At 60.7% G+C, this 24,063-nt stretch carries 22 protein-coding genes and 1 tRNA gene; 21 read left to right on the top strand and 2 right to left on the bottom strand.

Features of this window, described 5'->3' with window-relative positions; translation table 11 throughout:
* A complete protein-coding gene (locus AB4Z19_RS09185; protein ID WP_442029733.1) occupies window positions 1–1,014 on the bottom strand; it encodes an adenosine deaminase in 1,014 nt (337 codons plus the stop codon).
* A 385-nt stretch (window positions 1,015–1,399) separates the two neighbouring features.
* On the opposite strand from AB4Z19_RS09185, the gene AB4Z19_RS09180 reads away from it, so the two are divergent.
* From AB4Z19_RS09180 to AB4Z19_RS09090, 19 genes are all read left to right on the top strand, one after another.
* Window positions 1,400–3,322 carry a PrkA family serine protein kinase gene (locus AB4Z19_RS09180; RefSeq protein ID WP_442035059.1) on the top strand — a complete coding sequence of 641 codons (1,923 nt, stop codon included), beginning with the start codon at window positions 1,400–1,402 and terminating at the stop codon, window positions 3,320–3,322.
* Between the two features lie 127 nt (window positions 3,323–3,449).
* On the top strand, window positions 3,450–4,718 hold the full coding sequence (locus tag AB4Z19_RS09175; RefSeq protein WP_442035057.1) for a YeaH/YhbH family protein: 1,269 nt from the start codon (window positions 3,450–3,452) through the stop codon (window positions 4,716–4,718).
* Window positions 4,715–6,253 (top strand): SpoVR family protein, encoded by a 1,539-nt coding sequence (locus tag AB4Z19_RS09170; RefSeq protein WP_442035055.1) that lies wholly within the window; start codon window positions 4,715–4,717, stop codon window positions 6,251–6,253. The genes AB4Z19_RS09175 and AB4Z19_RS09170 overlap by 4 nt, the downstream gene beginning before the upstream one ends.
* A 472-nt stretch (window positions 6,254–6,725) precedes the next feature.
* Window positions 6,726–7,391, top strand: coding sequence for an energy transducer TonB (locus AB4Z19_RS09165; RefSeq protein ID WP_442022358.1), 666 nt, complete (start codon window positions 6,726–6,728; stop codon window positions 7,389–7,391).
* Between the two features lie 86 nt (window positions 7,392–7,477).
* Complete coding sequence (locus AB4Z19_RS09160) at window positions 7,478–8,392, top strand: MotA/TolQ/ExbB proton channel family protein (protein WP_442022360.1); 915 nt, start codon at window positions 7,478–7,480, stop codon at window positions 8,390–8,392.
* Between the two features lie 17 nt (window positions 8,393–8,409).
* A complete protein-coding gene (locus tag AB4Z19_RS09155; RefSeq protein WP_442022362.1) occupies window positions 8,410–8,835 on the top strand; it encodes an ExbD/TolR family protein in 426 nt (141 codons plus the stop codon).
* Window positions 8,836–8,886: 51 nt separating this feature from the next.
* Complete coding sequence (locus AB4Z19_RS09150; RefSeq protein ID WP_442022364.1) at window positions 8,887–9,309, top strand: ExbD/TolR family protein; 423 nt, start codon at window positions 8,887–8,889, stop codon at window positions 9,307–9,309.
* A gap of 83 nt (window positions 9,310–9,392) precedes the next feature.
* Window positions 9,393–10,610 (top strand): tetratricopeptide repeat protein, encoded by a 1,218-nt coding sequence (locus AB4Z19_RS09145; RefSeq protein WP_442022366.1) that lies wholly within the window; start codon window positions 9,393–9,395, stop codon window positions 10,608–10,610.
* A gap of 102 nt (window positions 10,611–10,712) precedes the next feature.
* Window positions 10,713–11,663, top strand: coding sequence for a bifunctional riboflavin kinase/FAD synthetase (locus AB4Z19_RS09140; protein WP_442035053.1), 951 nt, complete (start codon window positions 10,713–10,715; stop codon window positions 11,661–11,663).
* Between the two features lie 11 nt (window positions 11,664–11,674).
* Window positions 11,675–14,539, top strand: a complete 2,865-nt coding sequence (gene ileS / locus AB4Z19_RS09135; protein ID WP_442035051.1) for an isoleucine--tRNA ligase — start codon at window positions 11,675–11,677, stop codon at window positions 14,537–14,539.
* 82 nt (window positions 14,540–14,621) lie between these two features.
* The gene (gene lspA, locus AB4Z19_RS09130; RefSeq protein ID WP_442022372.1) at window positions 14,622–15,131 is read left to right on the top strand and encodes a signal peptidase II; all 510 of its coding nucleotides are present in this window, start codon (window positions 14,622–14,624) and stop codon (window positions 15,129–15,131) included.
* Between the two features lie 10 nt (window positions 15,132–15,141).
* Window positions 15,142–16,362, top strand: coding sequence for a bifunctional phosphopantothenoylcysteine decarboxylase/phosphopantothenate--cysteine ligase CoaBC (coaBC, locus tag AB4Z19_RS09125; RefSeq protein ID WP_442022374.1), 1,221 nt, complete (start codon window positions 15,142–15,144; stop codon window positions 16,360–16,362).
* Complete coding sequence (gene dut / locus AB4Z19_RS09120; protein WP_442022376.1) at window positions 16,359–16,808, top strand: dUTP diphosphatase; 450 nt, start codon at window positions 16,359–16,361, stop codon at window positions 16,806–16,808. The genes coaBC and dut overlap by 4 nt, the downstream gene beginning before the upstream one ends.
* Window positions 16,809–16,818: 10 nt before the next feature.
* The gene (locus tag AB4Z19_RS09115) at window positions 16,819–17,922 is read left to right on the top strand and encodes a M48 family metalloprotease (RefSeq protein ID WP_442022378.1); all 1,104 of its coding nucleotides are present in this window, start codon (window positions 16,819–16,821) and stop codon (window positions 17,920–17,922) included.
* Window positions 17,923–17,925: 3 nt separating this feature from the next.
* Window positions 17,926–18,327: a surface-adhesin E family protein gene (locus tag AB4Z19_RS09110; RefSeq protein ID WP_442022380.1), complete on the top strand. Its 402-nt coding sequence runs from the start codon at window positions 17,926–17,928 to the stop codon at window positions 18,325–18,327.
* 20 nt (window positions 18,328–18,347) lie between these two features.
* Window positions 18,348–19,346: an XdhC family protein gene (locus AB4Z19_RS09105; protein WP_442022382.1), complete on the top strand. Its 999-nt coding sequence runs from the start codon at window positions 18,348–18,350 to the stop codon at window positions 19,344–19,346.
* 32 nt (window positions 19,347–19,378) lie between these two features.
* Window positions 19,379–20,269 (top strand): DMT family transporter, encoded by an 891-nt coding sequence (locus AB4Z19_RS09100; protein WP_442022384.1) that lies wholly within the window; start codon window positions 19,379–19,381, stop codon window positions 20,267–20,269.
* Window positions 20,266–21,291: a DNA-3-methyladenine glycosylase 2 gene (locus AB4Z19_RS09095; RefSeq protein WP_442035049.1), complete on the top strand. Its 1,026-nt coding sequence runs from the start codon at window positions 20,266–20,268 to the stop codon at window positions 21,289–21,291. Before AB4Z19_RS09100 ends, AB4Z19_RS09095 begins: the two co-directional genes overlap by 4 nt.
* A gap of 57 nt (window positions 21,292–21,348) precedes the next feature.
* Window positions 21,349–22,341, top strand: a complete 993-nt coding sequence (locus tag AB4Z19_RS09090) for a MerR family transcriptional regulator (RefSeq protein ID WP_442022388.1) — start codon at window positions 21,349–21,351, stop codon at window positions 22,339–22,341.
* 117 nt (window positions 22,342–22,458) lie between these two features.
* On the opposite strand, the gene AB4Z19_RS09085 is transcribed toward AB4Z19_RS09090, so the two are convergent.
* Window positions 22,459–22,535 (bottom strand) — tRNA-Met (locus tag AB4Z19_RS09085).
* Window positions 22,536–22,718: 183 nt separating this feature from the next.
* On the opposite strand from AB4Z19_RS09085, the gene AB4Z19_RS09080 reads away from it, so the two are divergent.
* Both AB4Z19_RS09080 and aat read left to right on the top strand, forming a co-directional pair.
* The gene (locus AB4Z19_RS09080; RefSeq protein ID WP_442022396.1) at window positions 22,719–23,303 is read left to right on the top strand and encodes an NUDIX hydrolase; all 585 of its coding nucleotides are present in this window, start codon (window positions 22,719–22,721) and stop codon (window positions 23,301–23,303) included.
* On the top strand, window positions 23,300–24,028 hold the full coding sequence (gene aat / locus AB4Z19_RS09075; protein WP_442022390.1) for a leucyl/phenylalanyl-tRNA--protein transferase: 729 nt from the start codon (window positions 23,300–23,302) through the stop codon (window positions 24,026–24,028). Before AB4Z19_RS09080 ends, aat begins: the two co-directional genes overlap by 4 nt.
* The last annotated feature ends 35 nt before the right edge of the window (window positions 24,029–24,063 follow it).

Below are 24,063 nucleotides of genomic sequence, written 5' to 3'. Positions count from 1 at the left end.
TCACACGACGTTAAAGGCGGCGAAATAAGCATCCACCTCATCGAGGTAGCGCTGCTTCTCGGCGGCCGGCAGGAAGGCTGCTTCGAAACTGTTGCGCGACAGCTGGTAGGCATGCTGCAAGCCCAGCGGCAGCGCGTCGAACACGGCCACGAAGTTATCGTTCATATAGCCGCCGAAGTAAGCCGGGTCATCGGAATTGACCATCGCGACCAGGCCGGCATCCAGCAATTGCAGCAGATTGTGGTCCTTCATCTGATCGAACACGCGCAGCTTGGTGTTCGACAGCGGGCACACGGTCAGCGGCATGCGCATCTCGGCCAGACGACGGGTGAGAGCCGGATCTTCCAGGCAGCGCACGCCATGGTCGATGCGCTCTACTTTCAGCAGGTCGATGGCGGTTTCGATATACGAGGGCGGCCCCTCTTCGCCCGCATGGGCAACCAGGTGCAGGCCCAGATCGCGGCAGCGCGAAAACACGCGCGCGAATTTTTCCGGCGGATGGCCGACTTCCGACGAGTCCAGACCCACGCCAATAAATTTGTCGCGGTGCGGCAAAGCCATTTCCAGCGTGGCGATCGCATCGTCTTCGCTCAAGTGGCGCAGGAAGCACATAATCAGCGAAGCGCTGACCGGGCTGTCAGCGCAAGCGCGGTGAATACCGTTTATGACATATTCGATAGGCACGCCGCGCGCGGTGTGTGTCTGTGGATCGAAAAAGATTTCAGTGTGGCGCACATGGTCGGCGTGAGCGCGCGCCAGGTAGGCCGCCGTCATGTCATAGAAGTCTTGCTCTTGCAGCAGCACGCTGGCGCCAGCGTAATAGATGTCGAGGAAGGATTGCAGATCAGTGAAGGCGTAAGCAGCACGCAGCGCTTCAACGGAGGGATAAGCGAGCTGCACGCCATTGCGTTCGGCCAATGCGAAAATCAGTTCTGGTTCCAGCGAACCTTCGATATGGATGTGCAGTTCTGCCTTCGGCATGTTTTGCACTATGGAACGCATTTGAGTAGTCATTTCAATTCTTTCGTATGGGATATGGCATCTTAGCGCAATACCGTGCGCTGTCACACGGTTCGCAGCGGTCCTGCAGAGTGTGCGCAGCCGTGCTACTGTCACACAAAAAAGGGGGTTTTAAGTTTACTTCCTGAGGCAATGGAGCAATAATAAATTTCATCAACGTAAGATGCGTTTCGACGGAACACACTCAGGCGCCGGCACTCCCCCCGCGCGGCAAAAAAAGGCCAGTTCCGGTCCGGGAGCAATCCCCGGCATACCAGGCAAGCTGGCGACATAAAACAACAAGAAATCAAGGAGTTCACATCACAGGATAAGGCCAGCAGCCCCCAGCGACGACTGCCGACCGAATGACTAGCAAGTTAATTCATAAAGGGACATTCACATGACCATTTTTGACAACTACGCAGCACGGTACGAGCGCACCAGGGAAGAGGAAATGTCCCTCACAGAATACCTGGCGCTTTGCAAGAAGGATCGGCTAACGTATGCATCGGCGGCGGAGCGCATGCTGGCGGCGATTGGCGAACCAACGCTGGTCGACACGCGCAACGACACGCGCCTGTCGCGCATCTTCGCCAACAAGGTCATCAAGATTTACCCAGCCTTCCGTGAGTTCTACGGCATGGAAGAAGTCATCGAGCAGGTAGTCTCCTACTTCCGCCACGCGGCCCAGGGCCTGGAAGAGCGCAAGCAGATTCTCTACCTGCTGGGACCGGTGGGCGGCGGTAAGTCTTCGATCGCGGAAAAGCTTAAATCCCTGATGGAACAAGTGCCTTTCTATTGCCTGAAAGGTTCGCCAGTGAATGAATCGCCGCTTGGCCTGTTCAGCGAACAGGAAGACGGCACCATCCTGGAAGAGGATTACGGCATCCCGCGCCGCTACCTGCGCAATATCCCTTCGCCATGGGCCGTCAAGCGCCTGCATGAATTCAATGGCGACATCAACCAGTTCCGCGTGGTCAAGCGCTATCCCTCCGTGCTGAAGCAGGTGGCGATCTCGAAAACGGAACCGGGCGATGAGAACAACCAGGACATCTCTTCCCTGGTCGGCAAGGTCGATATCCGCAAGCTGGAAGACTATGCCCAGGACGATCCGGATGCTTACAGCTATTCCGGCGGCCTGTGCCTGGCCAATCAGGGCTTGATGGAATTCGTGGAGATGTTCAAGGCCCCCATTAAGGTTCTGCACCCGCTGCTGACTGCCACCCAGGAAGGCAATTACAAGGGTACGGAAGGCTTTGGCGCCATTCCGTTTGACGGCATCATTCTGGCGCACTCGAACGAGTCGGAGTGGAAGAGCTTCAAGAACAACCGCAACAACGAAGCATTCCTCGACCGTATCTACATCGTCAAAGTGCCTTACTGCCTGCGGGTGACCGACGAAATCAAGATCTACGAGAAGCTGCTGCACAACTCTTCGCTGGACCATGCACCGTGCGCGCCCGGAACCTTGCGCATGATGGCGCAGTTCGCCATCCTGTCGCGCCTGAAGGAGCCGGAAAACTCGTCCGTCTTCAGCAAGATGCTGGTCTACGATGGTGACAACCTGAAGGACACCGATCCGAAAGCCAAGTCGATCCACGAGTATGTGGATTACGCGGGCGTGGATGAAGGCATGAACGGTCTGTCGACGCGCTTTGCGTTCAAGATCCTGTCCAAGGTCTTCAACTTCGATTCGACCGAAGTGGCGGCCAATCCGGTGCACCTGCTTTACGTGCTTGAGCAGCAGGTCGAACGCGAGCAGTTCCCGCCGGAGACCGAACAGCGCTACTTCTCGTATATCAAGGAACACCTGGCGCAGCGCTATGTCGAGTTCATCGGCAAGGAAATCCAGACCGCTTATCTGGAGAGCTATTCCGAATACGGCCAGAACATCTTCGACCGCTACGTGACCTTTGCCGACTTCTGGATTCAGGACCAGGAATACCGCGATCCGGATACCGGCGAAAGCTTCGACCGCGAATCGCTCAACAACGAGCTGGAGAAAATCGAGAAGCCGGCCGGCATTTCGAATCCGAAGGACTTCCGCAACGAGATCGTCAACTTCGGCCTGCGTGCGCGTGCCAATAACGGCGGCAAGAACCCGGCATGGACTTCTTATGAGAAGTTCCGCACAGTGATCGAGAAGAAGATGTTCTCCAATACGGAAGAACTGCTGCCGGTGATTTCCTTCAATGCCAAGGCCAGCGCAGAGGATGCCAACAAGCACGCCGACTTCGTGGCCCGCATGGTCGAGAAGGGTTATACGGCCAAGCAGGTACGCCTGCTGTGCGAATGGTATCTGCGCGTGAGGAAGTCGTCGTAAGCGGTAGTGCATGGACGGCGGATCGATGATCCGCCCTACAGCTGCCTGGCGTAGGGCGGATCATTGATCCGCCGACGGTGCGATAATATGCACACCGCCACGGCAACGGAATAGCAGCAGGAGGCACATGACTTACCTCATCGACCGTCGTTTGCAGGGCAAGAATAAATCTGCGATCAACCGCGAACGTTTTTTGCGGCGTTACAAGGGCCAGATCAAGGATGCGGTGGGACGCGCCATCAAGGGCCGCTCCATTACCGATATTGAGAATGGCGAGAAAGTCTCGATTCCCGTCAAGGACGTGAGCGAGCCCTCCTTTGGCCACGCCCATGGCGGCGTGTGGGAAGTGGTGAATCCCGGCAATCAGGAATACCAGAAAGGCGACCAGATCAACCGGCCCAAGGGCGGCGGCGGCAGTGGCCGCGGCAAGGCGGGCAACAGCGACCAGACCACGGAAGATGATTTCATCTTTGAGCTGTCGCGCGAAGAATTCATGAACTACTTCTTCGAAGATCTGGAATTGCCGCACATGGTCAAGACGCAGCTGACCGCCACCACCGAATTCAAACAGCAGCGCGCGGGTTATACCGTGTCCGGCACGCCGTCCAATATCCACGTGCTGCGTTCCCTGCGCGGCGCCCTGGGGCGCCGCCTGGCGGTGGGCGGGCCTTCGCGCAAGCGCATCATCGAAGCGGAACGCGAGCTGGAGGATTTGCTGCTGGCCGGCGCGCCGCTGGAAGATCCGCGCGTGATCGAGCTGAAAAAACTGATCCACCATTTGCATACGCGGCTGCTGGCGATTCCGTTTATCGATCCCTTCGACCTGCGCTATTCGAACCGCATCAAGGTGCCGAAGCCGATGACCCAGGCCGTGATGTTCTGCATCATGGACGTGTCGGGCTCTATGGATGAGCAGCGCAAGGATACGGCCAAGCGCTTCTTCATCCTGCTGTATCTCTTCCTCAAGCGGGTGTACGACAAGATTGAAGTCGTCTTCATCCGCCACCACACCGCCGCGTCGGAAGTGGACGAGAATGAATTCTTCCATTCGCGCGAATCGGGCGGCACCGTGGTGTCGTCCGCCCTGCACCTGCTGAACAAGATCATCGACGAACGCTACGGCGGCGGCAGCTGGAATGCCTACGTGGCGCAGGCGTCCGATGGCGACAACTGGGACAACGATTCCGTGCTGTGCCGCCAGCTGCTGGTGAACACCATCATGCCCAAGGTGCAGTATTACACTTACGTTGAGATCACGGACGGCCCGCCACAGAACCTGTGGGAGCAATACGCGCAAGTGCCGGAATACCACCAGCACTTTGCCATGCAAAAAATCGTCACGCCGGCTGACATCTATCCGGTGTTCCGCGAATTGTTCAAGAAGCAGCCAAAATGAATCAGATGACCCACCGCCCGCGCCATCCGAACGCCCTGCCGGACCAATCGGAATGGACCTTCGAACTGATCGAGCAGGCGCACGACGAAATCAAGCGCGTCGCCAGGAACTTCGGCCTCGACACATACCCGAACCAGCTGGAAATCATCACCGCCGAGCAGATGATGGACGCCTACACGTCCGTCGGCATGCCGGTGTCGTATGCGCACTGGTCTTTCGGCAAGCACTTCCTCGCTACCGAGAAAGGCTATAAACGCGGACAGATGGGCCTGGCCTACGAGATCGTGATCAATTCCAATCCTTGCATCGCTTATCTGATGGAGGAGAACAGCCTGACCATGCAGGCGCTGGTGATCGCGCACGCGGCCTACGGCCACAACTCCTTTTTCAAAGGGAATTACCTGTTCCGCACCTGGACCGACGCCGACGCCATCATCGATTACATGGTGTTCGCGAAGAATTACATCACCGAGTGCGAACAGCGCCACGGCATTGAAGCGGTTGAGCTGCTGCTGGACTCCTGCCACGCCATTCAGAACTATGGCGTCGATCGCTACAAGCGTCCGGCCAAGCTGTCGCTGGCGCAGGAAGCGCAGAAGCAGAAGGAGCGCGAAGCCTATCTGCAATCGCAGATCAATGAACTATGGCGCACCGTGCCGCGGCGCGAAGAAGGCGAAGTCAACAAACCCATCGCCCGCTTCCCGCCCGAGCCGGAAGAGAACCTGCTCTACTTTATCGAGAAGTACGCGCCGCTGCTGGAACCGTGGCAGCGCGAGGTGGTGCGCATCGTGCGCAAGATCAGCCAGTATTTCTATCCGCAGCGCCAGACCCAGGTGATGAACGAGGGCTGGGCTACCTTCTGGCACTACACCATTCTTAACCAGCTGTATGAAGAAGGCGTGGTCAGCGATGGCTTCATGATGGAATTCCTGAAGAGCCATACCAACGTGGTCTATCAGCCGCCGGTGCACAGCCCTTACTACAACGGCATCAATCCTTATGCGCTCGGCTTCGCCATGATGTCTGACATCAGACGAATCTGCGAGAACCCGACCGATGAAGATCGCGAGTGGTTCCCCGATATCGCCGGCAGCGACTGGCGCAAGACGCTGGACTTTGCCATGCGCAATTTCAAGGACGAAAGCTTCATCGCGCAATTCCTTTCGCCGCGCCTGATCCGCGAGTTTCACTTCTTTGCCGTGCTGGACGACGACAAGAACGAGAAGCTGTCGGTGTCCGCCATTCACGACGAGCTGGGCTACCGCTATGTGCGCCAGCAGCTGGCCGACCAGTACAACCTCGGCAACCGCGAGCCGAATATCCAGGTATGGTCGGTGAATACGCGCGACGACCGCGCCCTCACCCTGCGCCATACCCAGTTCAACCGGCGCCCGCTGAACCAGCAGGCCAATGAAGTGCTCAAGCACGTGGCCCGCCTGTGGGGCTTCGACGTCCATCTGGACACCGTCACCCCGGACGGCCAGGTCATCAGCACCCTGGAGTGCAAGCGCGAGAAGCGCAACCGGATCATTTGAGGCCGCACACACTATATATATGTAGTGTTCTTTCAAGCTTGCGTGGAAATGGCAGCCGGGCGCTCATCCGGCTGATTTTTTCCTATACTTTGCTTGTATAGCGCAATTTGGCATGGTTACGCCATAGCAACACTGACTCCCGAATTTTCCCCAGCCACCCACCCCGGTTGAGCATGGAAAATTCCGTTTATTGCTGAGACAGGGAAATTTCGAGCAGAGTGGTCATTAGCAGTTAAAAAAATGTGCCGAATTATCTTGCTTTTCCTGCCAGAAGGTGCAGACCAGCGCGCCGGTCAGCCCTTCCAGATGGGGCTAAGGGCATGAAATTTAAACGGTTTTGGGGTGCAAAATTCTATGTAAAATCCAAAATTCGTATGTATAATTCGCCGACGTCCCGGATGCGGCTGTAGCTTTGTGTCGCCATTTTGGGGTTTAAGTAGCAACACAAGAGTTGGTATTGGAGAAAGCAGGCATGAATTTCAGCGATAACGAGAAAATTGCCGGGAAAAAGAACTATACGGGCATTGCGTTCGTTGTAGTGCTACACCTTTTGGGCGGATACGGCATCGTGTCCGGCCTGGGTAAGCGCTTGGTCAGCAAAATGATCGAACCGGTCGAGACCAAGATCATTGAGGAGGTCGCCCCGCCTCCGCCAAAAGAGCTGCCACCGCCGCCGCCGCCGCCGGAAATGAAGGCCCCGCCGCCTCCATTCATCCCGCCGGTTGAAGTGAACGTGCAACAGCCGCCTCCCGCACAAAACGTGATCAGCAACGCGACCAACGTGAAGCCGGCCACGAACGAATTGGCACGTCCGGCTCCGCCGGCAGCGCCAGCACCGGCTGCGCCTCCGGCGACCGGTGTCCGCACCCCAGCAGTGGTGGACTTCAGCACCTGCGCGAAGCCAGAGTGGCCGAAATCGTCGCTGCGTAACGAAGAAACCGGCACCGTCACCCTGTCGTTCCTGATTGCGACCGACGGCCACGTGGGCGATGCGAAAGTAGTGAAATCTTCTGGTTTCCGTGATTTGGACAAGGCTGCCATCAACGGCATTTCGAAGTGCAAATTCAAGCCGGCTACCGTAGACGGCAAACCGCAAGAAGGCTGGCAACAGATGCAATACGTCTGGACGCTGGAATAAACCTGAGACAAAACACCGTCTCGCAACTTAGTAGTTTCGTTGTCGTTTAAGCCAGCGAACTGATTATTTTATAATTTGGAGGAAGCATGTTTAAGAATACCCGTTTGTCCGCTGTTCTGGCCGCTGTGCTGTTTTCGGTGACCGCAGCATCCGCTCTGGTGAGCGCGCCAGCTTTTGCTGACGCTCCTGCCTCGGCAGCTGCATCCGCACCAGCAGCCGCTCCTGCGGACGCGGCAGCTGCTCCGGCAGCTGATGCAGCCGCTCCGGCTCCGGCCGCTGACGCTGCCGCTCCTGCCCCTAAAGGCAAGGAAGAAGTGGAAAACCCATTCGGTATCCAGGCAGTGTGGGACGGCGGCTTCGTGTCCCGCGCAACCCTGATCATCCTGTCGATCATGTCGATCGGTTCCTGGTACATCATCGTGACCAAAGTCATCGACCAGCAAAAGATCTTCAAGCAGCAGAAAGAAACCGCTGCCAAGTTCTGGAAAGCTTCCTCGATCGCCGCTGGCACCTCGACCCTGACCGAAGGCTCCCCATTCCGCTTCATCGCTGAATCCGGCACCAAGGCAACCGCTCACCACGACGGCGCCCTGCTGGAACAAATCGACCTGGCAACCTGGGTTTCCATGTCCATCCAGCGCGCTGTAGACAAAGTGCAGTCCCGTCTGTCCGATGGCCTGTCCTTCCTGGCAACCGTTGGTTCGACCGCTCCGTTTATCGGTCTGTTCGGTACCGTTTGGGGTATTTACGGTGCACTGACCAACATCGGTATGACCGGTAACGCCTCCATCGACAAGGTGGCAGGTCCTGTGGGTGAAGCGCTGATCATGACCGCTTTCGGTCTGCTGGTGGCAGTTCCTGCAGTTCTGGGTTACAACTGGCTGCTGCGTCGTAACAAGACCGCAATGGAAGATGTGCGCACCTTCTCCGCTGACGTGCACTCCGTGCTGCTGTCCGGTGCAATGTCCACCGCTACCAGCGCTGCCAAAAAAGTAGGCTAATTTAAGGCTGATTAACCATGTCTATGTCCGTAGGCTCCGAAAGCGGAGAAGACGCACTCAACAGTGAGATCAACACGACTCCGCTCGTGGATATCATGTTGGTGCTGCTGATCATCTTCCTGATCACGAGCCCGGTGGTTCTCAAGCTGCAGAAGATTCAACTGCCGCAAGAGATCAACCAGGCGATCCAGACGAAGCCAGAGAACGTCAACATCGTTGTTAACAAGGATGGCGACATCTACTGGAATCAGAAGAAAATGCGCGACAGCAATGAGTTGTTCGATTTTCTGAAAGAGGAAGCAGTGAAGATCCCTCAGCCTGAAGTACACGTGCGCGGCGACAAAGACGCCAAGTACGAGTCCATCGGCAAGGTGGTCTACACCACCCAGCGTGCTGGCATCCAGAAGGTCGGTTTCATCACCGAACCGCCTGATAAGATGTAAGGACCAGCCGCCCCGGCTTGCCGGGGCGGCCATCTGAAAAGGAAACAATTCATGAGTATGAGTGTAGGCAGTTCCGGCGGTGACGCGGAACCGATGCTGGAAATGAACATGACGCCGCTGATCGACGTCATGCTGGTTCTGATCATCATGCTGATTATTACTATTCCTAAGGCGAACCATTCGGTGAACCTGAATATGCCGGTCGGCACCCCGCCGCCACCGACTAAGGAACCAGTAGTGGTCACCATCGACGTGGACTTCGACGGCACCATTCTGTGGGATAACCAGGTCGTTCCTGACCGTCCATCCCTGGAAGCAAAACTGATGACCGTGGCAGCCCAGGCGGACCAGCCAGAAGTGCACCTGCGCCCCAACAAGCTGGTTAACTACAGCGTGGTGGCTGGCGTGATGGCTTCGGCCCAGCGTCTTGGCGTGACCAAGATCGGTCTGGTCGGCAATGAGCAGTTCCAGTAAATAATCGGTTAAAACACCCTTTATTTTCCCGAATAGGCAGGTTATCCTGCCTATTTCGCATTTTGAAGAAAGAAAATCCCCCCATGACCAAGTTTCGTCTCGCACATCTCGGCCTGGTAATGGCCGCAATCGGTTTCACTGCCGCCGCTCCGCTGGCCGGCCTCACTTCCGTTGCCTATGCCGCCGATACCGTCCGCGCTGAAGTGGGTAAGCCACTGCAGGAAGCACAGAAGCTGGCTGCTTCCGGCAAGGCCAAGGAAGCCCTGGCGAAACTGAAGGAAGCTGACGCGGTCGGCAACAAGTCCGAACTTGAGCGCTTCCAGATCGAATACACCCGTGGTTCCGCTGCCCTGTCCGCAGGCGATAGCGAAACTGCCGGCAAGGCCTTCGAATACGTGCTGAACTCCGGCAAGCTGCCGGCTGCCCAGGCACCGAAGATCGCCGAAGCCCTGGCCTCCATCTACTACCGCGCCAAGGATTACCCGAAAGCCATCACCGCTATCCAGCGCGTGCTGAAGGACAATCCAGGCAACTCCCAGATGAAGGAACTGCTGACCCAGGCTTACTACAGCAGCGGCAAGTACGCTGAAGCGGCCAAAGAACTGCAGGGCGCCAGGTCCGAACAGAGCCTGCAGATGCTGGCCAACATCCAGCTGAAGCAGAACGACAAGGCTGGCTATGTGCAGACCCTGGAAAAGCTGGCGTCTTCCTATCCGAAGGCGTCCTACTGGGCCGACCTGCTGAACCGCGTGCAGAGCAAGCCTGGCTTCTCCTCCTCCCTGAACCTGGACCTGAAGCGCCTGCAACTGGCCCTGGGCCAGCTGTCCAAGCCAAACGAATTCATGGAAATGGGCCAGCTGGCTCTGCAAGCCGGCAATCCGGCTGAAGCCACCAAGATCGTCGACGCTGGCTACAAGAAAGGCGCACTGGGCACTGGCCCTGACGCCGGCCGTCACCAGCGCCTGAAGGATCTGGCGGTGAAGACCCAGGCTGAGAACGACAAGAACCAGGCAACTGCCGAAGCGACCGCCATCAAGGAAAAGGATGCTGATGCACTGGCCAATATGGGCTACGCACTGGTTTCCCAGGGCAAGGGCGACCAGGGCCTGAAGCTGATCGACGAAGCGATCAAGATGGGCACCGCCCGCAAGCCGGAAGAAATGAAGCTGCACTACGGCGTGGCGCAGTACATCGCTGGCAAGAAGTCGGCGGCCGTCTCCACCCTGAAGTCGGTGAAGGGCAACAATGGCGAGTCTGATCTGGCCCGCTACTGGACGCTGTACATTAACAACCCGGTCTGAACAAAGCCGGGCTGAGCCAAGAAAAGCGCTGCCTGCACCCGCAGGCAGCGCTTTTTGCCTTTCAGACCGTATAATCAAGCATTTGAGCCACACGGCAATAGCATGAAGGTATTTCGCGGACTTCCCAACGCAGCGGCGCGCGCGCCCTGCGCCCTGACGATCGGTAACTTCGATGGTGTCCACCTGGGGCACCAGGCGCTGCTCGCGCGCGTGCGTACGGCCGCCGACCGTCTGGGTCTGGAATCGGCCGTGATGACCTTCGAGCCCCACCCGCGCGAATTCTTTGCCCGGAAAATGGGCGATATGTCCAAAGCCCCGCCCCGCATCGCCAATCTGCGCGACAAGCTGGAAGCCCTGGACAATAATTGCGTCGACCGCGTGATCGTCGAGCACTTCTCCGAGCACTTCGCTTCCCAGTCGCCGCAAACCTTCGTCGAGAAGGTGCTGGTGGAAGGCCTGCACGTCAAATGGCTGATGGTCGGCGACGATTTCTGCTACGGCTCCAAGCGCGCCGGTAATGTCGCCATGCTGGCCGAAGCGGGCAAGCAGTACGGTTTCGAAGTCGAAATCCTGCCGACCGTGCGCAATGGCGAACACCGCATCTCCTCATCCGCCGTGCGCGCCGCGCTGGCCGAGGGCGATTTCGCCCACGCCGAAGCGCTGCTGGGCCACCCCTACTCGATTTCCGGCCACGTGATCCACGGCCAGAAGCTGGGCCGCGATATCGGCTTCCCCACGCTCAACCTGCGCGTGCCGCACCGCCCTGCCCTCGCGGGCATCTTCATCGTCCAGGTGCACGGCCTGGGCGAGCAGCCGCTGCCCGCCGTCGCCAGCCTGGGCGTGCGTCCCACCGTGGAAGACGCCGGCCGCGTGCTGCTGGAAGTGCACATCTTCGACTTCGCCCGGAACTGCTACGGCAAGGTGGTGCGCGTCGAATTCCTGAAAAAAATACGTGACGAAGAAAAGTTCATTGACCTGCCTACGCTGGTCACCGCCATCGAGCGCGATGCCGCACAAGCGCGCGACTTCTTCGCCAACCGAAATACGAACTAAAAGCGTCCATCATGTCCGACAACAAAGCAAAGAAGCCTGAATCCAAGTACCCGGTCAATATGACCGAAACGCCCTTCCCGATGCGCGGCGACCTCGCCAAGCGCGAACCGGGCTGGGTGAAACAATGGCAGGACAAGAAGATTTACGAGCGCGTGCGCAAGGCTTCCGCCGGCCGCCCGAAGTTCGTCCTGCATGACGGTCCTCCGTATGCGAACGGCGACATCCACATCGGCCACGCCGTGAACAAGATCCTGAAGGACGTGGTGGTGAAGTCGCGCTCCATGGCCGGCTTCGATGCGCCTTATGTGCCTGGCTGGGATTGCCACGGCATGCCGATCGAGATCCAGATCGAAAAACAGTTCGGCAAGAACCTGCCGACCGCTGAAGTGCTGACCAAGGCCCGTGCCTACGCCTACGAACAAATCGAGCGCCAGAAGAAGGACTTCATCCGTCTCGGCGTGCTGGGCGAATGGGACAACCCTTACCTGACCATGAACTTCCGCAATGAAGCGGACGAACTGCGTTCGCTGGGCAAGCTGCTGGAAAAGGGCTATGTCTACCGCGGCCTGAAGCCGGTGAACTGGTGCTTCGACTGCCAGTCCGCGCTGGCCGAGGCGGAAGTGGAGTACCAGGACAAGCGCGACCCGGCCATCGACGTCGGCTTCGCCTTCCACGAATTCGACAAGATCGCCGCCGCCTTCGGCCTGGCCAAGCTGCCGACCGAGAACGGCTTCATCGTGATCTGGACCACCACGCCGTGGACCATCCCGTCCAACCAGGCTCTGAACGCCAACCATGAAGTGGAATACGCGCTGGTGCAGACCGAGCGCGATGGCCAGCCGCTGCTGCTGATCCTGGCGAAAGACCTGGTCGAGTCCTGCCTGCAGCGCTACAAGCTGGAAGGCACCATCCTCGCCACCGCCATGGGCGACAAACTGGGCGGCATCAGCTTCAAGCACCCGCTGCACAAGCGCGACGCCTTCTACGACCGCCTGTCGCCGGTGTACATCGCCGACTACGTGACTACCGACAGCGGTACCGGTATCGTGCACTCCGCGCCTGCCTACGGTGCGGACGACTTCATCTCCTGCAAATCGCACGGCATGAAGGATGACGAAATCCTGAAGCCGGTTATGGGCGACGGCAATTACGTGCCGTCCCTGCCCCTGTTCGGCGGCATGAATATCTGGGAAGCCTCCAAGCCGATCTGCGAAGCCCTGCGCGAAGCGGGCGCCCTGTTCGAACTGAAGATGTTCGACCACAGCTACATGCACTGCTGGCGCCACAAGACCCCGATCGTCTACCGCGCCACCTCGCAGTGGTTCGCCGGCATGGACATCCAGCCGATCGACGGCGGCCCGACCCTGCGCGAAACCGCGCTGGAAGGCATCGACGCCACCCAGTTCTTCCCGGACTGGGGCCAGGCGCGCCTGCACGGCATGATCGCCAACCGCCCGGACTGGACCCTGTCGCGCCAACGCCAGTGGGGCGTGCCGATGGCCGTCTTCGTCCACAAGGAAACCGGCGAGCTGCACCCGCGCACCGCGGAGCTGCTGGAAGAAGTGGCCAAGCGCATCGACAAAGGCGGTATCGACGCCTGGCAGGCGCTCGATCCGAAAGAGCTGCTGGGTGACGAAGCCGGCATGTACCTGAAGAACAAGGACACGCTGGACGTGTGGTTCGACTCCGGTTGCACCCACCAGACCGTGCTGCGCGGCTCGCACGAACAGCAGTCGCACTTCCCGGCTGACCTCTACCTGGAAGGCTCGGACCAGCACCGCGGCTGGTTCCACTCGTCCCTGCTGACCTCCTCGATGCTGAACGGCGTGCCGCCCTACAAGGCGCTGCTGACCCACGGCTTCGTGGTGGATGGCGAGGGCAAGAAGATGTCCAAGTCGATTGGCAATACCGTGGCGCCGCAGAAGGTGTCCGACACGCTGGGCGCCGACATCCTGCGCCTGTGGGTGGCTGCGACCGACTACACCTCCGAGCTGTCGATCTCCGACGAGATCCTGAAGCGCGTGACCGAGTCCTACCGCCGCATCCGTAACACCCTGCGCTTCCTGCTGGCGAACACTTCGGACTTCGATCCGAAGGCCAACGCCGTGCCGGTGGCCGAGCTGCTGGAAATCGACCGCTACGCGCTGGCCGATATGGCAGCGCTGCAGGCCGAGCTGACCGCCCACTACGAGCGCTACGAGTTCCACCCGGTCGTCTCCAAGCTGCAGAACTTCTGCTCGGAAGACCTGGGCGGCTTCTACCTGGACATCCTGAAGGACCGCCTGTACACCAGCGCCGTCGATTCCAAGGCCCGCCGTTCGGCGCAAACCGCGCTGTGGCACATCACCCAGTCGCTGCTGCGCCTGATGGCGCCTATCCTCTGCTTCACCGCCGAGGAAGCATGGGGCTTCTTCGCCGGCGACGAAGCGTTCAAGGCCAGTGATGAAACCATCTACACCCAGACCTGGTGGAAGCTGCCGGAACTGGCCGATGCGGAAGCGCTGATGTCCAAGTACGCCATCATCCGCGCTGTACGCGCCGAGGTGACCAAGCAGCTGGAAGACCTGCGCACTTCGGGCGCCATCGGCTCCTCGCTGCAGGCGGAACTGGAGATCAAGGCTTCCGGCGACAAGTTCAAGGTGCTGTCCAGCCTGGACGACGACCTGAAGTTCGTCTTCATCACCTCGCTGGCCAAGGCGCTGGAAGTGCCGGGCGAAGCTGAGGAAGCCGTCAACGTTGCGGCATCGGCCAACGCCAAGTGCGAGCGCTGCTGGCACTACCGCGCCGACGTGGGCAGCCACGCCGACCATCCGGGCCTGTGCGGCCGCTGCTACAGCAACCTGTTCGGTGCCGGCGAGCCGCGCAAGTACGCTTAAACCAACGGCATAAATCAGGTGGCTGCCACGCCGTGGCAGCCACCAGGTTCACGCCTCGGGTTCTATCCAACTACAGAGACACATGGCCACCAACAAAAAGACCTTCTCCAAGTCCTCCTCCTCCGGCAGCATGACCCCGTGGCTGGGCATCGCCGCCATCGTCATCCTGCTCGACCAGCTGTCCAAGATCACGATCACCAAGATGTTCCAGTACGGGGAAGAAAAGGTCATCACCTCCTACTTCAACCTGGTCCTGGCTTACAACAAGGGCGCCGCGTTCAGCTTCCTGTCCAACGAAAGCGGCTGGCAGCGCTATATGTTCACCGGCATCGGCATCGCCGCCGCGGCCTACATCCTCTGGCTGCTGCGCAAGCACTCCGGCCAGCGCATGTTCTGCTGGGCGCTGGCGCTGATTCTGGGCGGCGCCGTCGGCAATGTGATCGACCGCCTGATGTATGGCCACGTGGTGGACTTCCTCGACTTCCACTGGCAAGGCTTCGGCCACTTCCCCGCTTTCAATGTCGCCGATTCGGCGATCTGCATCGGCGCTGCGCTCTTCGTGCTCGACGAACTGCGCCGCGTGAACAAGTAGGAGCAGCACCATGGAACTGACTGGCAAAAAAATCGTGCTCGGCCTGTCCGGCGGCGTCGCCTGCTACAAGGCGGCGGAGCTGTGCCGCGGGCTGACCAAGGAAGGCGCCTCCGTGCAGGTTGTGATGACCGATGCGGCCACGCACTTCATCACCGCCGTGACGATGCAAGCCCTGTCCGGCAAGCCGGTCTTCACCAGCCAGTGGGACCCGCGCGTGAACAACAATATGGCCCACATCGACGTGACCCGCGATGCGGACGCCATCATCATCGCGCCCTGCTCTGCCGACTTTATCTACAAGCTGTCGCACGGCGTGTGCGACGACCTGCTGTCCACCACGTGCCTGGCGCGCCCAAGCCGCGTGCCGCTGCTGGTGGCGCCAGCCATGAATGTGGAAATGTGGACCAATCCCGCCACCCAGCGCAATGTCGACCAGCTGCGCGCCGACGGCGTCCGCATCCTCGGCCCGGCGCCGGGCGACCAGGCCTGCGGCGAAGTGGGCATGGGCCGCATGCTGGAACCCGAACAGCTGCTGTCCGAGATGATCGCGGCCTTCCAGCCCAAGGTCCTGGCGGGCAAGCGCATCCTCGTGACGGCCGGCCCGACTTTCGAACCGATCGACCCGGTGCGCGGGATCACCAATCTCTCCTCCGGCAAGATGGGCTACGCGGTGGCCCGCGCTGCACGTGAAGCGGGCGCGGAAGTGGTGCTGGTGTCCGGCCCCACCGCGCTGGAAACGCCGTATGGCGTGGAGCGCCGCAATGTGCAAAGCGCACAGCAGATGTTCGACTCGGTGATGGATGCCATCGGCGGCCAGCACGTCTTCATCTCCGTGGCCGCAGTCGCCGACTGGCGCGTGGCCAATCCAAGCACTCAGAAAGTCAAAAAATCCGCCGACGGCAGCGTGCCGCAGCTGAAGTTCGAACAGAATCCGGACATCCTGGCCTCGGTCGCCTCGCGCACTTCGCTGGCCGGCTGGCCTTACTGCGTGGGCTTCGCTGCCGAATCGGAAAACCTGCTCGAATACGGCGCTTCCAAGCGCGAAAAGAAAGGCGTCCCGCTTTTGGTGGGCAATATCGGCCACCACACCTTCGGCCAGGACGACAACACCATCATCCTCTTCGACGAACACGGACACACCATCCTGCCGCGCGCCGACAAGCTCACCCTGGCGCGCCAGTTAGTTTCCGAAATCGCCAAACGCATCGACAAGAACTCGCTATTCCAATGAAAACTGTAGACGTCAAAATCCTCGACCCGCGCATGAAAGAACAGATGCCGGCCTATGCAACGCCTGGCAGCGCCGGCCTCGACCTGCGTGCCTGCATCGACGCGCCGCTGGTCATTGAACCTGGCCGGACCGTGCTGGTGCCGACCGGCCTCGCCATCCACATCGCCGATCCGGGTTACGCCGCCATGATCCTGCCTCGTTCGGGCATGGGCCATAAGAACGGCATTGTTTTGGGGAATCTGGTAGGCTTGATTGACTCGGATTACCAGGGACAGCTGATGGTCTCGACCTGGAACCGGGGTCACAACACGTTTACACTGAATCCGATGGAACGCCTGGCGCAGCTGATTATCGTGCCGGTGCTGCAGGTCGGATTTAACGTTGTCGAAGAATTCGGCGCCAGCGACCGCGGTGAAGGAGGCTTCGGCAGCACTGGCAAGCACTAAGGAAAGGACTATGGCAGCAGGGAAACAATTCAACGTATCGCAATGGGCCCAGCGCCCCGCACTGGCCGCCGTTGCGGCCGCCCTGCTGCTATCAGCCTGCTCCACAACGCCAACCGCGCCGCCGGTGCAAGCGCCGGCGCAGCCCCTGCCGCCACCGGCACCGGTCGTCACGCAGCAGCAGCTTGCTGCCCGCGAAACGCTGAAGACCATGTCCAGTCTGCAGGACCGCCTGTATCACGTGGGCGGCCCGCTGTTGATCCAGAACGCAGACCTGTGCAAGTCCTACGCGCGCAACCTGCTCGGCTTCACGGCAAAGAACCGCTACTCCTATCCCGGCGACTACAGCGAAGCGTCGGTGGCCGTCCTGGGCTACGACGACACGCTGCAAGTGCAGAACGTGTTGTCCGGCAGCGGCGCCCAGCGCGCAGGCCTGCGCAAGGGCGACGACCTGATTGCCGCCGACGGCAAAGTCCTGCCCAAGGGCCGCGACGCCGAAAGCAAGGCAGCCGGCGTCCTTGGTCCGCTGGCCTCCAGCAAAGCCACCCTGCCCCTGACCGTGGCGCGCAACGGCAGCAACCAGCACACCCTGAACGTGCCGGTAACACGCGCCTGCGCCTTCCGCATCGACCTGGGCAACGCCGACAACATCAATTCCTACGCCGACGGCGGCCGCGTCATGCTCACGCGAGGCATGATCAACTTCGCGCAATCCGACGAAGCCATCGCCTACGTGATGGCCAAGGACATCGCCCACAATGTGCTGGGCCACGCCGCCACGCTGCGCAACACTTCCACCATCGGCAGCATCATCGACAATCTGACCTCGGTGCATCCGGACCTCTCCATGCTGGTCGGCAGCGCCGGCGTACGCCCGATGCCGCAGGATATGGATATCGCCGCCGACAACCTGTCGCTGTACATGCTGGCGCGCGCCGGCTACAACGTTGATCACGCCAAGGCCTTCTGGCAGCGCCTGTCGTCCCAGTATCCGGCTACGGTGCTGAACGGCTATACGGCCAACCACCCGTCCGTATCGGCCCGTCTGGCCGCGATGGACCGCACGGTGGCCGAGATCAAGGCCAAGCAGGCCGCCAAGCGCCCGCTGGTCCCCTGAACCATGCGCACCCTGTTGCTGCCCCTGCTGCTGGCGCCCGCCCTGGCCAGCGCAGGCACCTGGACCAAGGTCGGCGGCGACAAGGACGGCATTATCCTGCTCGACAAGGCTTCGCTGCGCGCCGCCGATGGCGGCAAAAAAGCCTTCACCATGCAGAGCTTTCGCAAGCCGCAGTCGGCGCCGGACGGCAAGCAATATCTGTCCGTGAAATCCCGGCACCTGTACAACTGCGATGAAGCGACGGCCACCCTGCTGTCGCAGGACTTCTACTCCGAAGTGCTGGGCCGTGGCGAGCCGCTGGGCAGCTACAAATACGAGTCCTATGACCCCGAGCACATCGAGCCGGGAAGTCCGCTGGAAGGGGCTTTAAAAGCCGTTTGCAAGCCCGCCAGCAAACGCCGCTAAGCCTTGCTATAGTACCGGTCATGGATAGTATTGACCTCGAAGTTCTCAAGACCAGCTCCGCCTGGATCGCGGCGGGACACCGCTGCCAGCTCGTCACCGTGATCAAGACCTGGGGCTCCAGTCCCCGCCCTGTCGGCGCCACGCTCGCCATTTGCGACGACGGCCGCGTAGTCGGTTCCGTTTCCGGCGGCTGCATCGAGGACGACCTGATCGACCGCGTGCGCAAGGAAGGCATCACGCGCGAACTGCCGGAAATCGTCAGCTACGGCATCACCGCCGACGAAGCCCACCGTTTCGGCCTGCCCTGCGGCGGCACCATCGAACTGGCACTGGAACCGCTGAGCAGCGAGAGCCGCATCGACGAATTGCTGCACCGCCTGGAGCAGCACGAACTGGTGGCGCGCACCGTTGACCTGCAAACCGGCGCCGTTGCGCTGGCAACCGCGACGCCGGGCGCCGTACTGGAACTGCACGACGATAAGCTGATCACCCAGCACGGCCCGCGTTGGCGCCTGCTCATCATTGGCGCCGGCCAGCTGTCGCGCTTTGTCGCGCAGATCGCCACTGCCATGGACTACCACGTCACGGTCTGCGACCCGCGCGAAGAGTACCGCTCCGGCTGGACTTTGCCGGAAGTGCGGCTGGTGCACGCCATGCCTGACGACCTGGTGACCGATATGAAGCTGGATAGCCGCAGCGCCGTCATCGCGCTGACCCACGATCCCAAGCTCGACGACCTGGCCATTATGGAAGCGCTGAAGTCGGAAGCCTTCTACGTCGGCGCCATCGGCTCGCGCGCCAACAACGCCAAGCGCCGCGAGCGCCTGGTGGAATTTGACCTGACGCCGGAGCAGCTGGCCAAGCTGCACGGTCCGATCGGCCTTTACATCGGCAGCAAGACACCGTCCGAAATCGCGATCTCGATCCTGGCCGAAATGACGGCCATTAAAAACGGCGTGCCGCAGACCATGCAGCTGAATCACGCCGACGCCATGAATTCAAGCGCAAGAAACAGCTAGCAATATCTCACCGTCCGCCTCACAATCGCCCGATGAACACAGCGAACCTGATCAAACTCGTCACCCTCGCCGCCATCTGGGGCGGCTCCTTCCTCTTCATGCGCATTGCCGCTCCCGTGCTGGGGCCTGCGGTGCTGATCGAATACCGCGTGACGTTCGCCGCGCTGTTCCTGGCCGCGATTGCGCTGATGCTGCGCAAGCCGCTGGACCTGAAGCAGCACTGGAAGCACTACCTGATCCTCGGCCTGTTCAACTCCGCCCTGCCCTTCCTGCTGTTTGCGTTTGCAGCGCGCACGCTGTCCGCTTCCGTGCTGTCGGTGCTGAACGCGACGGCGCCGATGTGGGGCGCGCTGATCGGTGCGGTGTGGCAGCGCCATATGGTCAGCGCGCGCGTGATGCTGGGCCTCGTGCTGGGCACCATCGGCGTGGCTTTGCTGGTCGGTTTCGACAACGTCAGCTCGCGCGAAGGCGCGGGCCTGGCGATTGCCGCCGGCCTGTTCGCCTCCTTCAATTACGGCATCGCCAGCACTTACGCCAAGTCGGCCAAGGCAGTCGAACCGTTCGCCAATGCGCACGGCAGCATGTGGGCTGCGGCCTTGCTGACGATTCCTTCGCTGGCCCTGTTCCCGCAGCCGGGCGTGCCGACCATCGGCATCATGGGCGCGGCGCTTGCGTTGGGCGTGCTGTGCAGCGGCATCGCTTACCTGATTTATTTCGGACTCATTCGCGATGTGGGGCCGACGTCGGCGCTGACGGTGACTTTCCTGAATCCGCTGTTCGGCATCTTGTGGGGAACCCTGTTCCTGCATGAGGTGGTGGGCTGGTACACGATCGCGGGCGCCGCCATCGTCATTACCGGCACGGCGCTGGTCACGGGCTACAAGCCCAAGCTGCCATGGACGCGCGCGGCGGAGACGGCATGAAGCACAGTTTTACCCTGCCGCTACCGGCGAACTACCGCGTGCAGGATGTACTGAAATTTCACAGCCGCGACGCGGAAAGCGTGGCGGAAGAAGTCAGCGAAAAGCGCATCCGCAAGGGCATGCTGCTGGATGGCGTCCCCGTCGTGCTGAGTGTTGAACTGCCGAGTGGCCGCAAGCGCAGCGCGGCCTGCGAGGCAGAAATCGACGCGCCGCGCGTACGCCGCCGGACGTCAGCGGCCGCTTCGGCGCGCACGCGCACCGGCGAAGCATCTGCGGGTGCGGGTGCGGGTGCGGGTGCGGGTGCGGGTGCGGCTGCGGACGCAAGCGTACCGGCGGCGCTGGCGGCGCGCATCGAGGACGCCGCCCGCAACATCCTCGGCCTGCATATCGATCCCGCCGACTTTGTCGCCTTCGCGCGCGAGGACAAGCTGCTGGGCGCGCTGGTGCAGCGCCAGCCCGGCCTGCGCATTGTGCAATCGGCCACCGTGTTTGAAGCGCTGACCTGGGCCATCATAGGCCAGCAAATCAATCTGCAGTTCGCGATCTCCCTGCGCCGCACCTTCATTCTGCAAGCGGGACGCCAGCACAGCAGCGGCCTGTGGTGCTATCCCGAAGCGCAGGACGTGGCAAAGCTGGACATCGACGATCTGCTGACCCGCAAATTCTCGCGCGCCAAAGCGGAAACCCTGCTGCGCTTTGCGGCCCTGGTCGCGGATGGCACGCTCGATCTGCAGCCCGGCCCGGAAAATTCGATTGAACAGATCAGCGCCAATTTGCTGGCAGTGAAGGGCATCGGTCCCTGGACCGTCAACTACGGCCTGCTGCGCGGCTATGGCTACGCCGACTGCTCGCTGCACGGCGATGTCGCCATCCGCGCCGCCCTGCAACGCCTGCTGGGCGAGGAAACCAAGCCGGATATGGCGCGCACCGAACGCATCCTCCAGCAATACCAGCCCCACCGCACCATGGCCGCAGCGCACCTGTGGGCCAGCCTGTCCGACCGTCCCAACGAAAGTGCTTGACCCTCACCTCACGTCAGCCTCCAGCATGAAGTCACGCACGATGACAGGAGCCAGACCATGCTGAAGGTAGGAGAACTCGCCAGCCGTTCGGGCCTGACGGTCCGCACCCTGCACCATTACGACAGCATTGGCCTGCTCACGCCATCGGCGCGCAGCGATGCCGGCTACCGGCTCTACGACAGGGGCGATATCGCCCGCCTGCACCAGATCCAGGCCCTGCGCCGCTTCGGCATGGCCCTGGCCGACATTGCTGCTTTCCTCGACAGTCCCGACGCCTCGCTGACGGCCGTGATCGGCCGCCAGATCGCCGCTCTCGACCGCCAAATGGAAGATGCGGCGCGCCTGCGCAGCCACCTGAGCGCGCTGCAAAGCCAGCTGCTGCGTGGCGAGGAACCGGAATTGTCGGCCTGGCTAAACACACTGGAGCTGATGAATATGCACGACAAATATTTCACGAAAGAAGAGCAGCAGCGGATGCAGATCTTTGACCGCGGTGCCGAATGGGTGGCGCGCGCCGACGAACTGCGTCAAATGGTCGAATCGGGCATGCCGCCTACCGCACCGGAAGCGCAGGAGCTGGCCGTACGCTGGATGGCCGCCTTGCATCACGACACCGGCAACGATCCCGTCCTGGCGGCCAAGCTGGACGTCATGTGGACGAAAGAGCAAGCCGTGCGCGCGCATAGCGGCATCACGGCCGAAATGCGCCAATTCCTCACGGCCGCCAACTCGCAATCGAAGCTGAATCTGTACGCCAGGCACATGCTGCCTGCCGAAATGGAAGTCATGCGCAAGCATTTCCGGACCCGCGGCGCGGAATGGCCGGCCCTGATCGCCGAGGTGCGCGCACAGATGGAGGCCGATCCGTCGCCCGCCACGCCGGCGGCCAAGGCGTTGGCCGGCCGCTGGAACGAGTTGCTCACCGACATGCTGGGCACTGCCGCGGAGACGCGCGATCGTTTCCGCGCTGCACTTGAGTCCGAGCCGGAATTGCAAACCGGCCGCATGATGACCGAAGAAATGCTGAATTACCTGCGCCAGGCCATGTAAACCAAGGGCGTAACCCAAGTGGCAGGCACGATGTGCCTGCCACTAGCGCTTAGCCTTGGGTTAAAAAACAAAAAACCGTCATCGCTTGCGCAAAATGACGGTTTTTCATCGGAATTCTGGTTGCGGGGACAGGATTTGAACCTGTGACCTTCGGGTTATGAGCCCGACGAGCTGCCAGACTGCTCCACCCCGCGTCTGATGCGAGTATTATAGGGCAGTCGGCCACTTTAGGCAATGTTAATCCTCGCCGTTCGCACGATAGATCGAATTTATTTTGCCGAATCCGCCAGGAAACCCGTGTCTTTCACACACGAGTCACGCGGCGCCTCCTCAATCAGTGTAAAGTAAGCATTGAAAGAGGACTTATGCCAAATCCAATGAAATTCTGCTCCGAATGCGCCAGCCCCGTTGAACTGATGGTTCCGGCCGGCGACAACCGCCCGCGTTACGTTTGCGTCAGCTGCGAAACGATCCATTACCAGAATCCCAAGATGGTGATCGGCTCGATTCCGGTCTGGGAGCAGGATGGCGAGCTGAAGATCCTGCTGTGCAAGCGCGCGATCGAACCGCGCCTGGGTTTCTGGACCCTGCCGGCAGGATTCATGGAGAACAATGAAACCACTTCCGAGGCGGCGCGCCGCGAAACGGCGGAGGAAGCCGGCGCCAATATCGAACTGGGTAAATTGTTTACCTTGTTGAACGTCTCGCACGTGCACCAGGTGCATATGTTCTATCTGGCCAAGCTGAAGGACCTCGATTTCGCCCCCGGCGAGGAAAGCCTGGAAGTCAAACTGTTCACCCAGCAGGAAATTCCCTGGGATGATCTGGCTTTCCCAACGATTAGCACTACACTGGAATTCTTCTTCTCCGACCGCGACCAGGTGCGCGAAGGCGGCGACTATGGTTTCCACGAGATGGACATCACGCGGCCGATGCGCCTGCCCACTGCCACTGCACCATGATCCCCTGGCTGGATGCCAACACGCCTTTTCCCGATGTGTCCGAGGCGCTGACCACGGACGCGCCAGGCCTGCTGGCAGCCGGCGCCGACCTTTCCCCGCAACGCCTGCTGGCCGCTTACCAGCGCGGCATTTTCCCCTGGTTTTCCGAAGGCCAGCCCATTCTGTGGTGGAGCACCGATCCGCGCATGGTCCTGCGTACGGCCGAGTTCAAAGTGTCGGACAGTCTGAAGAAGACGCTCAAAAAGGTGGAAAGAAGCAGCCGCACCGATGGCCGCTGGCAAGTGCGTTTCGATACTGCCTTTGAGGACGTGATGCGCGCCTGCGCCGCGCCGCGCCGTGACGGCCCCGGCACCTGGATTTCCGAAGACATCATCAACGGCTACACCGGCTTGCACAAGCTGGGCTACGCCCATTCTTCCGAGTTGTGGCTGGACGGCGAACTGGCCGGCGGCGCCTACGGAGTTTCAATCGGCACAATGTTTTATGGCGAATCCATGTTCGCCCGCGTGACGGACGGCTCCAAGGTCGCCCTCGCCTATCTCGTCCATTTCCTGCGCCGGCACGGTGTCGAGTTGATCGACTGCCAGCAGGAGACCGGCCACCTCGCCTCGCTCGGTGCGCACCCGATTCCGCGCAGCCTGTTTGTCGAGCATTTAAAAAAATGTATCGTCAAACCACAGATCCGCGACTGGCACCCAGCGCACCCTTACACTGCTGGTCTCTAAGCCCTGTACGAGCGCCCGGAACGCGCTATGATATG

The organism is Pseudoduganella sp. RAF19 (assembly GCF_052114165.1).
Taxonomy (GTDB): domain Bacteria; phylum Pseudomonadota; class Gammaproteobacteria; order Burkholderiales; family Burkholderiaceae_D; genus Rugamonas.
This window is presented reverse-complemented; position numbering and strand designations above follow the sequence as displayed.

Coding starts and splice junctions, on each gene's coding strand:
- AB4Z19_RS09165 (WP_442022358.1), top strand. CDS start 6,726: ATGAATTTCAGCGATAACGAGAAAATTGCCGGGAAAAAGAACTATACG.
- AB4Z19_RS09100 (WP_442022384.1), top strand. CDS start 19,379: ATGAACACAGCGAACCTGATCAAACTCGTCACCCTCGCCGCCATCTGG.
- AB4Z19_RS09115 (WP_442022378.1), top strand. CDS start 16,819: ATGGCAGCAGGGAAACAATTCAACGTATCGCAATGGGCCCAGCGCCCC.
- AB4Z19_RS09080 (WP_442022396.1), top strand. CDS start 22,719: ATGAAATTCTGCTCCGAATGCGCCAGCCCCGTTGAACTGATGGTTCCG.
- ileS (WP_442035051.1), top strand. CDS start 11,675: ATGTCCGACAACAAAGCAAAGAAGCCTGAATCCAAGTACCCGGTCAAT.
- AB4Z19_RS09170 (WP_442035055.1), top strand. CDS start 4,715: ATGAATCAGATGACCCACCGCCCGCGCCATCCGAACGCCCTGCCGGAC.
- dut (WP_442022376.1), top strand. CDS start 16,359: ATGAAAACTGTAGACGTCAAAATCCTCGACCCGCGCATGAAAGAACAG.
- AB4Z19_RS09160 (WP_442022360.1), top strand. CDS start 7,478: ATGTTTAAGAATACCCGTTTGTCCGCTGTTCTGGCCGCTGTGCTGTTT.
- lspA (WP_442022372.1), top strand. CDS start 14,622: ATGGCCACCAACAAAAAGACCTTCTCCAAGTCCTCCTCCTCCGGCAGC.
- AB4Z19_RS09140 (WP_442035053.1), top strand. CDS start 10,713: ATGAAGGTATTTCGCGGACTTCCCAACGCAGCGGCGCGCGCGCCCTGC.
- AB4Z19_RS09145 (WP_442022366.1), top strand. CDS start 9,393: ATGACCAAGTTTCGTCTCGCACATCTCGGCCTGGTAATGGCCGCAATC.
- AB4Z19_RS09185 (WP_442029733.1), bottom strand. CDS start 1,014: ATGACTACTCAAATGCGTTCCATAGTGCAAAACATGCCGAAGGCAGAA.
- AB4Z19_RS09090 (WP_442022388.1), top strand. CDS start 21,349: ATGCTGAAGGTAGGAGAACTCGCCAGCCGTTCGGGCCTGACGGTCCGC.
- AB4Z19_RS09110 (WP_442022380.1), top strand. CDS start 17,926: ATGCGCACCCTGTTGCTGCCCCTGCTGCTGGCGCCCGCCCTGGCCAGC.
- AB4Z19_RS09095 (WP_442035049.1), top strand. CDS start 20,266: ATGAAGCACAGTTTTACCCTGCCGCTACCGGCGAACTACCGCGTGCAG.
- AB4Z19_RS09175 (WP_442035057.1), top strand. CDS start 3,450: ATGACTTACCTCATCGACCGTCGTTTGCAGGGCAAGAATAAATCTGCG.
- AB4Z19_RS09150 (WP_442022364.1), top strand. CDS start 8,887: ATGAGTATGAGTGTAGGCAGTTCCGGCGGTGACGCGGAACCGATGCTG.
- AB4Z19_RS09180 (WP_442035059.1), top strand. CDS start 1,400: ATGACCATTTTTGACAACTACGCAGCACGGTACGAGCGCACCAGGGAA.
- AB4Z19_RS09155 (WP_442022362.1), top strand. CDS start 8,410: ATGTCTATGTCCGTAGGCTCCGAAAGCGGAGAAGACGCACTCAACAGT.
- aat (WP_442022390.1), top strand. CDS start 23,300: ATGATCCCCTGGCTGGATGCCAACACGCCTTTTCCCGATGTGTCCGAG.
- coaBC (WP_442022374.1), top strand. CDS start 15,142: ATGGAACTGACTGGCAAAAAAATCGTGCTCGGCCTGTCCGGCGGCGTC.
- AB4Z19_RS09105 (WP_442022382.1), top strand. CDS start 18,348: ATGGATAGTATTGACCTCGAAGTTCTCAAGACCAGCTCCGCCTGGATC.